Annotated in this window: 7 protein-coding genes; all 7 read left to right on the forward strand. The window is 31.5% G+C overall.

The genetic code is table 11. The features are described from left to right. A partial coding sequence (locus AWE51_RS18105) for a hypothetical protein (protein WP_157766163.1) occupies window positions 1-324 on the forward strand: 324 nt, incomplete at its 5' end. Between the two features lie 279 nt (window positions 325-603). Continuing rightward, the gene (locus AWE51_RS18110; protein WP_232517408.1) at window positions 604-1551 is read left to right on the forward strand and encodes an SseB family protein; all 948 of its coding nucleotides are present in this window, start codon (window positions 604-606) and stop codon (window positions 1549-1551) included. 156 nt (window positions 1552-1707) lie between these two features. After that, on the forward strand, window positions 1708-2091 hold the full coding sequence (locus tag AWE51_RS18115; RefSeq protein WP_157766164.1) for a hypothetical protein: 384 nt from the start codon (window positions 1708-1710) through the stop codon (window positions 2089-2091). Window positions 2092-2162: 71 nt separating this feature from the next. Beyond that, window positions 2163-3284 (forward strand): TIR domain-containing protein, encoded by a 1122-nt coding sequence (locus tag AWE51_RS18120; protein WP_157766165.1) that lies wholly within the window; start codon window positions 2163-2165, stop codon window positions 3282-3284. A gap of 35 nt (window positions 3285-3319) precedes the next feature. Then, the gene (locus tag AWE51_RS18125) at window positions 3320-3799 is read left to right on the forward strand and encodes a DUF4231 domain-containing protein (RefSeq protein ID WP_066316391.1); all 480 of its coding nucleotides are present in this window, start codon (window positions 3320-3322) and stop codon (window positions 3797-3799) included. Between the two features lie 582 nt (window positions 3800-4381). Next, complete coding sequence (locus AWE51_RS18135; protein WP_157766166.1) at window positions 4382-4756, forward strand: hypothetical protein; 375 nt, start codon at window positions 4382-4384, stop codon at window positions 4754-4756. Further along, window positions 4753-5106, forward strand: a complete 354-nt coding sequence (locus AWE51_RS18140) for a hypothetical protein (protein WP_066316403.1) — start codon at window positions 4753-4755, stop codon at window positions 5104-5106. Before AWE51_RS18135 ends, AWE51_RS18140 begins: the two co-directional genes overlap by 4 nt. Window positions 5107-5393 lie beyond the last annotated feature (287 nt).

Genomic DNA, 5393 nt, shown 5'->3' on the forward strand with positions numbered 1-5393 from the left:
AAAGTTATGGATTATTTAAACTCTCCTCTTGAATTAAAATCTGTTTCAGCAGTTGACGGTTTTTATAGTTGGAAAGATGAGTACAAATCAGAAGCGAAAAGTTTTGCCTTTTTGCCTGAGAAACTTAAAACAGTAACCAAAGATATTGAAGCATATTTTGTGTATAGTTGGCATTATGACAAACTAAATAAAGATGTAGACTTAACAAAAGTTATTTATAATATCCATTTATCTTCAAATGGAGAAAAATATGTCGTTAAAAATGAGATTGTTTTTAAATTGAAATCTGAATTAATTTTCAGAAGCCCAATACGATTTCATTAATTGGGATAAAAAACCGCTTACAACACTATATGATGTGATCATAGCTAATTAGTGATTAATCGAATGGTTCTTGTATATTTAGGATAGCGTAGTGATTTTAAAGCTGAATTAAAGTATAAAATCTGCGCAGAAATGTCGATGGTTAGGTAACATTTTGCCTCGCCAAGACACATATATTAAACGTTATATACAATTAGAGCAATACAAATGGGAATACTTGATATATTAAAAAAAAAAATTGCCTCGACATTTCCGGAAAATGAATTAGAAAAAGGTCTAATGCGAGCTGCATCGGAAATACCTGCTCAAAAAGAATTTTATCAAAAATTATTATGGAATCAATTGTTTGTGTTGACTGATGGACATTCGGATTCGGAAGAAGGAATTCACACATTAGAGAAGGATACAACTGTTCAGTTTGTCACTTTTGAAGAAGGTCAGATTCCAATTTTCACTTCTACAAATAGGATTTTTGATAAAGGAATAGTAAAAGAAGAAGTTGCTTATATGAGTTTAAAAGGTCAGGACTTATTTGGAATAGCGAAAGGGTCAACATTTATACTAAATCCTTATTCTGACTATGGAAAAGAATTATTGCCTGAAGAAATTGAAAACCTCTTGAATGGGACAATCTATGATAAGATTGATGAACAAGAAATAGAAAATAAAAAGCATCAAGAGTTTAACAATATATTTGAACGAGCAGGAAATAGGCAGAAAGGATTGATTTTTCTAGATGGATATAGAATAAAAGAACTTAATGAATCTGAAAAGTCAATACTTGAAGAGTCCATAAAAAATTTTAAAAAATGTCTTGATATAGTTCCTGACCATTGGCAAAGCATGATGTTAATGGCTAAGTCACTTCAAAGATTAGAAAGACATTCAGAAGCTCTTGAACAATTAGAAACTGCTTTAAAAATAGAGTTAGAGAACCATTCAATTGCAATGGAAGCCTCTTTAGAAGCCATGCACCTAAAAGACCTTGATAAAGCTTTACATTACTCTGAAGAATCTTTAAAAAGAAAACCAAATAACTTTGCTTTAATAGGGAATCATGCTATGAACTTATTAGTCGCCGAAAAAGACCTAGAAGCTAAAGAAACAATTGACAAAGCTATTAAAATACAGCCTAATGATTCTGTAAATAGAAATATAGAGTCGTTGATCATGGATGTTATTTCTGGAAAGCGACAAAGACCAATGTTTGAAGACGCAATTAAATAAAAAACTGTATATAACAATTTGTATATTGCATATGCCGTCTTCGGCAGGCAAACGCAACATACAAGGGCCGTTAGCTACAATTCAAAAATGAATCTAATTCAAGAAAATACGAAAGAAGTTGATTTCTTCACTAGCCTCAGGGATATTGAAAAATGGATGGAAATAAATATGGAAGATTACGATTGGCACTTTGCGGATGTAGATGGCGGATGGGCTCCACTTGAAAATCCAAGATGGGTCACTGGAAAAGAATTAAGCTCGAAAATTATTGAATATGATTATCAGTTTGTTTGGGCAGTCATTTCTGCTTATCCTTCAGGAATAGAAATGAAACTAAGTGAAATACCATACGCGGATGGAAATCCGGAATTTTGGATTGGATCTCCTAAAAAACAACTTGACGACTCTCTTTTTGAAATAGTTTGCTGGGATAGTAGCGCTACACTTTTTATAGGCTTACCAGATCAGCTTGGACAGAATATTCTTAAAAATGCTCCTGGAATCAAAAATTTGGATGAAGAAAATAAAAAAAGTGGCTAACACTATATATGTGATCATAACAGCTAGGTGATTAATCGAAAGGTTCGTGTATATTTGGTAAAGCGCAATGCTTGCAGAAAGTAAAAGTTAGCAACCAATGCGAAGAAAAATCGAAAAGCAAGGTAACATTTTGCTCTGCTACGACACATATATTAAACGTTAGCAAACATGGAATGAGACTCCTTGACACCATAAATATTAATTATAAAGACTCAATAAGAAAAATTGAATTGTGCGAAGGTGATTTAACTAGATTATCTAATGCTGAATCTTTTGATTTACTTGTAATATCGGCATTTCCAAATGATTACATACCGACACCAACTTCATTAATTGGCTCACTCTATTCCAGAGGATTAAATGTATCCCTACTTTCCAAGGTAAAAGAAATCGACTTAAGAAAAATTTTTTCTTGTTGGTTATCAATAAAAATTAACCCTAATGATTATTCTGGTATTCAATTTAATAGAATATTGTGCTTTGAGCCTCTAGTAAAGAATTTGTCTCCTCCTGAATTGGTCGGTGATATTTTTCAGTCACTCTTACCAATGACGGAACAATATAAGATACGGTCGATTGCAATGCCTATTCTGGCAACAGGAGATGCGATGTTCCCTATTCAAAAGATGTTGTCAGTAATATTAGAATCTTCAATAAATTGGCTTAAACTAGGTTTAGATTTAGACACAATTAAGATTGTTGCTTATAACGAACAGCAAGCTAAAACAGCTAAACTAATTTTTAATGACTATAAAGAAAAGGAACAGCTAAAACACACTCATAAAATTAAAAGAGATTTTAAATATGATTACTTTATTAGTTATTCCCACAAAAATAGTGATGAGGCAAAGATTCTTTTGGATTCGCTTTTAAAAAAAAGTTCAAGCACTAAAGTGTTTTTTGATAAAAATAGCTTAAAGGCAGGACATGCTTGGCAACAAGAATTATTTGAAGCGCTAGATGATTGCAAGCAAATTTTCACATTATTATCACCTGAGTACTTAGATTCAAAAGTTTGCAAAGAAGAGTATCATATAGCTTATTATAGGCAAAGAGAATCAGATCTTAATATAATGCTACCTGTTTATTTATATTCAGCAAATTTACCAACATATATGAAAATGATTCAATATCATGATTGTAGAGAAGGGGCAACTGACAAATTATTTGATTTAGTTAATAATCACATCTAACGATGAAAAAATGAATATACAATAATTTATCTCTTATGGATTACTACAAAATTGAACCTCGAACGGAAAAAGAATATCTTGAAACAAGGATTGTTGACCAGATTAAGTGGTATGACCAAAAAAGTATTTCAAATAAAAAATGGTACTTATCCTTAAAAATATTTGAAATTGTCTTAGCCTTATTCATTCCTTTTTTAACTGCTTATATTACAAACACTACTTCCCTGCTTAAGATTATTGTTGGTATCATTGGGATAATCATAGCAGCTTTGACTGGAATTATGACTTTAATAAAATTTCAAGAAAACTGTATAGAATATAGAACGGTTGCAGAATCATTAAAACTTGAAAAGTTTCTTTTCTTAGCGAGAACAGGACCGTATAAAAATGATAAAGATGCTTTTTCTAATTTTGTTGAGCGATTTGAAAGTCTAATTTCAAATTCGACAAAAAAATGGGTTAACTTTATTTCTAAGAATGAATTAAATGATAGTAATAATGACACCTCTGACTAAACAGCGTTTGCTAACAATATGTATAAGTAATAGCGATTTAAGTGATAAAACGAGAATATAAACATAAAACAAAGGTTTGTATGAGACCGAAAGGTTTGTGAGTAGAAACCCGCTACTACTCATACACTGGACCGTTATATGCAATCACAAGAATGAGAAATATAATTTTATTCATAATGGTTTCTGCCACCAATACGATCTTAGGGCAATATCTTGGTTATTCACCGATTAACGATTCGAATGTTAGCAAATGGATACCTAAATTCCAAATGGAATACTACGGAGTTTATAATCTCAAACTTGGATGCGAATTGGAATCTACCAGCTGAATTGAATGACCGAAAAAGTTTTTTGACAGCTGGAACAATGCACAATTTCAGCTATCTTGGCGGAATAATCGGAATGATTTATGGAATAATATATCAACTGAAAATAAAAAAAGCCAGTGCCCAACACCGTGTATAGCTCATTGCGGCTGAATTCCTTAACGGAATTCATTGCAGATTTGCTACCTTAGTGTTTCATCGGAATCTTCCTTCGGAAAATTCCACAACAAGCCATACACAAACCGTTGGTAATAATTTGAAAAAGCTACTTTACATACCAGTATTATTGATTTTCATTCTGATTTTTTCTTGTGGACAAAATTCAGCTGAAAAGAAACTTAACGGGAAGTGGTATGAAACTGAAAACAAGAAAATAATTTGGCAATTCTATCGTGAAAGCCTTGTCTTTATTGACGATAATAATGATAAAGTTGAATGGACTGCAACTGAATCAAAAATTGAATTTGATTATCCGACTTTTTATTGGGATTCATTGAGCAAACCGGTTGACATTATAGACAAAATTGTAATTGATTATAAACTGACTGATAATAATGATAGCTTATCTGGAACATTAACGAATCGATATGGGAAACATAAATTTGGATTAATAAGAATTGAAGAAGAATGACTGAAATTCCATTGTTAACTTTTGATAAATTATTTGACCTTATCGAAGAAAATCGATTTGAGAATGAAACTGACAAAAAGATTACGGGAAAAATTCTCGAAGCGGAAAGAGATTGGAGAATACCGCTTAAATCTATAAATCATTTTATAACCGTGCTTGAAGAAGAAGTCGGAGGAAATGTAACCAAAATAAGTCTAAACAAACTTTTGAAAAAATACAATCGGACTATTAATAAATATGCTTGGGAAGCAGAAAGTGTTTGCTATCTATTGGACATTTTTAAATTGACCAGTGAAACTGAATTGAGAAAAATTTTTAATAATCTTTCTGAAAAAGTAAGAAAGGAATAAAAACTATTGCCAACACGATATATGTGCTTACAGCAGCAAAGCGATGAATCAAAAGGTTGTTGTATTTTTGACAAGGCGCAATGCTTGCAAAAAGAAAAAGTTAGCAACCAATGCGCAGAAAAACCGAAAATCAAGGTAACATTTTGCTCTGCTACGACACATATATTAAACGTTAGCACAAATTTTAAAAACATAGCATGAATAAACTATTGTTAAGTCTCTTATTTATCTTATTTGTAGCAACTACATCAGCTCAAAAAGACTATAACATATTTCGGGAAAATGAA

The sequence above is a fragment of the Aquimarina aggregata genome, from assembly GCF_001632745.1.
GTDB classification, from domain to species: Bacteria; Bacteroidota; Bacteroidia; order Flavobacteriales; family Flavobacteriaceae; genus Aquimarina; species Aquimarina aggregata.

Excerpts from the sequence above, each read along its gene's own strand:
- AWE51_RS18140 (WP_066316403.1), top strand. The coding sequence starts at position 4,753 with ATGACTGAAATTCCATTGTTAACTTTTGATAAATTATTTGACCTTATC.
- AWE51_RS18125 (WP_066316391.1), top strand. The coding sequence starts at position 3,320 with ATGGATTACTACAAAATTGAACCTCGAACGGAAAAAGAATATCTTGAA.
- AWE51_RS18115 (WP_157766164.1), top strand. The coding sequence starts at position 1,708 with ATGGAAATAAATATGGAAGATTACGATTGGCACTTTGCGGATGTAGAT.
- AWE51_RS18110 (WP_232517408.1), top strand. The coding sequence starts at position 604 with ATGCGAGCTGCATCGGAAATACCTGCTCAAAAAGAATTTTATCAAAAA.